The sequence below is a fragment of the Desulfotomaculum sp. OF05-3 genome, from assembly GCF_003435535.1.
In the GTDB taxonomy this organism is placed as follows: domain Bacteria; phylum Bacillota; class Clostridia; order Lachnospirales; family Lachnospiraceae; genus Pilosibacter; species Pilosibacter fragilis.
The window spans coordinates 1-3,054 of record NZ_QWGO01000073.1; the positions used below are offsets into that span (position 1 = coordinate 1).

A 3,054-nucleotide genomic window follows, 5' to 3' on the forward strand; every position below is an offset into this window, starting at 1 on the left:
AGCCACTACTGTTACAACGTTAGTATAGCACTTCATTGCTTGATTTTGCTTGTACAAGGTTTATAGAGAACATGGAGAAAAGCCTTGATATAACTGCATTTTCTTTATCCCTGTTGATAGGGAATATATGCACTGGGTCCATCTCCTAAGCGTGGGGTCGGAGGTTCAAATCCTCTTATGGACGCCAGTGAACAACGCCGAAAGCCTTTGTTTTCAAGGGTTTTCGGCTTTTCTTATATGAAAAGGCACGAAAAAGCTCTTTCACTGTATGGGATAGAATTCTACTCCAAAATTTGATTTTTGACAAGCCCTCCAGAATCGAACGGTTGTTATAAGACAAAATCGCCAGCTAATTTTTAGCAGAAAACAGGCTGTTCTTGCTAATGAAAATACCCTTCCTGCTAATCAGCCCCAAAATCGTGCCAAAAATCCAGCTAATCAAAAAAGGCGGATGTTTTGAGTACCATGCAGTTATAGCAGATAAAATTGAATATCGTTATCTACATAGAGCGTCTATTTGCCCCGCATTGGGGATGGATAGGCGCTCTTTTTTTATGCCCAAAACCATGGGCAAATACAAGAGATTGGAGGTGTTTTATTTGAGCAAGCCTGTTTATGCCGCAGACAAGCCGAGCGATTGCCATTACTGCTACTACTGGACGAATGGCAGAAAGGGTTGCCGTCTGGGTAGAAATAATTGCTACTACTTAATCTCTTTGCCACCGAAATCCAAGTCGGAATGTGATGACTGTCCCTATGGGCGAGATCACCCGTGCATTGGCTGGTGTACGAAGAAGGTTATGCGTGAAGTGGGGCTTCGTTGATATGGATGCGTATGAACAGGAATACCGCTTCTGCTATTTTGCCCGATGTCCTCACGAAAAGACGGATACGACTTTCTGCAGCGTTCTACTGACAACAGAAAGTTTTCCGCAGAAAGAAAGTGGTGAAGCCGTGTGAGTTTTGATTATTTTTACGGTCAGCAATCCGAGCTATTCACATTCTATCGAGTTCCGAAGGTGTTGTTCACGAACGAGAGGTTTTGGAATATTTCTGCCGATGCCAAGATGCTGTATGGCATTTTGCTTGACCGCATGAGCCTGTCTGCCAAGAATGGTTGGATCGATCAAAACGGTCGAGTGTATATCATTTTTACAATCGACGAAGCGAAGATGGCTCTGAACTGTGCTGAACAAAAGGCTATCAAGCTGCTCAGTGAACTTGAGAAGAAAGCAGGATTGATTGAACGTAAGCGCCAGGGTTTGGGAAAGCCCAACCTGATCTATGTGAAGAACTTTATCTCTGCTGTGGATTCACAACTCTTGAATTGTGAAAATCACAATTCTGGAACAATGGAAATCACAACTCAAGAACTTCCGAAATCACAATGTAATAATACTGATATTAAAAATACTGAATTTAGTGATACTGATTCTATCTTTCCTTCCGGAAATGGTGGAATGATGGACGAGAATGACCGGTATCAAGAATACTTTGATTATTTCTCGGATCAGCTCAGTATTGATTTGTTGAAGAAGGATTACCCTTACGATTCCGAAATGTTGGATAACATTCTGGAGTTGATCGTTGAAACAGTTTGCACGAAGCGACCATTGATTCGCATTGGTGCAGAGGAACGTCCAGCAGAAATTGTCCGCAGTCGGTTTATGAAACTGAATGTCGAACACATTCGATATGTTATGTCCTGGAGGTACATTAAAGAAGAAAGACATTCACTGGAGAGAAACAGTAATCTTGGTATATATTTTGATAGGAATCCGCTTCTATAAATGAATACACAGTACTGATTCCATAGAATATCACTACACATAGCAAATGATTTGCTGCTTTTTATTTTTATCAGGGTAGTCCATAGTGGGCTGCCTTTTGTTATACAAAATGGAGACAATCAGGGAATCTGTAAAAAGAGGCATGGGCGGCGCAATTTACGGTATTGCAAGTGTTACTATATTTGTTAGATTTTTACAAATATACCCTGTACACAAAAATTTCACTTGTAATCTGGCAGGATATCGGCTACACTTTACTCATTCCAATCTGATAGGAAGGATAAGAAAGAGTATGAGAAAGAAATGGATTTTTACCGGAGCGGCATTTGCACTTGCAATGACCTTGACCGGATGCAGAGATAATGCGGCAGCCAGTATTCCGCAGCAAAGCAGCCAGGAGCAGACGAAGGAGCAGACACAGATGATCCCTATGGAGGAGGCACAGGAAGCGGCGTTAAAAGCAGCGGATATTGAAGCGGCAGATGCAGACATTTCAGCCACGACCTTAAGTGAGGTGGCGGGAGTGGCCTGCTATAAGGTGGAATTTACTTCCGGAGAGTATGCCTACTCCTACACGATCAATGCACAGACAGGAGCTGTCATGGAAATGAGCAGCCAGGAACAGAATGCACAGACTTCCGGGACGCAGACGGAAACGGCAGACCCCGCTGCCTCGGCTCCGGCACAGACCTCAGGTTCAGCCTCAGCCCAGGCACAGACCTCAGCCGCTGCACCGGCACAGAATGCAACAGGTACCGGAACCGTGGATGAAGCAGCAGCACAGAAGATCGCACTGGAGCATGCCGGAGTGAAGGCAGCGGACGCAACGATCACCAAGTCAAAGCTTGATTATGAAGACGGACGTCAGGTATATGACATTGAATGGTATGCAGGCGGTGCCAAGTATGACTATGAGATTGCGGCAGACACCGGAGAGATCATCAGCTCCGCATATGAAGAAAAAACGATGGGAGCAGACAGCAGGAACGTTACGGTCAGTGAGGCAGATGCAAAGAAAACAGCCCTTGACCGTGTAAGCGGTGCAACAGACAAGAATCTCTACGAATGGAAGCTTGATTATGAAGACGGACACCCGGAATATGAAGGAAAGATCATCTACGGTGGAACGGAATACGAATTCACGATTGATGCAGCGACCGGATCCGTAATGGAGTGGGATGCTGAGAAGGTCCGTTAAGACAGGAGAAGTAGTTGCGTACAAAGATTATCCTAGATTATTCACGGATCAGCCGTGAAAGTGGCT

At 44.5% G+C, this 3,054-nt stretch carries 2 protein-coding genes; both read left to right on the plus strand.

Going from position 1 to position 3,054, the window contains the following annotated elements:
• The first annotated feature begins 956 nt into the window (after positions 1 to 956).
• A complete protein-coding gene (locus DXA87_RS17570) occupies positions 957 to 1,790 on the plus strand; it encodes a replication initiator protein A (RefSeq protein ID WP_242990737.1) in 834 nt (277 codons plus the stop codon).
• 292 nt (positions 1,791 to 2,082) lie between these two features.
• Positions 2,083 to 2,988, plus strand: a complete 906-nt coding sequence (locus DXA87_RS17575; protein ID WP_158553106.1) for a PepSY domain-containing protein — start codon at positions 2,083 to 2,085, stop codon at positions 2,986 to 2,988.
• Positions 2,989 to 3,054 lie beyond the last annotated feature (66 nt).

Coding starts and splice junctions, on each gene's coding strand:
- DXA87_RS17575 (WP_158553106.1), top strand. CDS start 2,083: ATGAGAAAGAAATGGATTTTTACCGGAGCGGCATTTGCACTTGCAATG.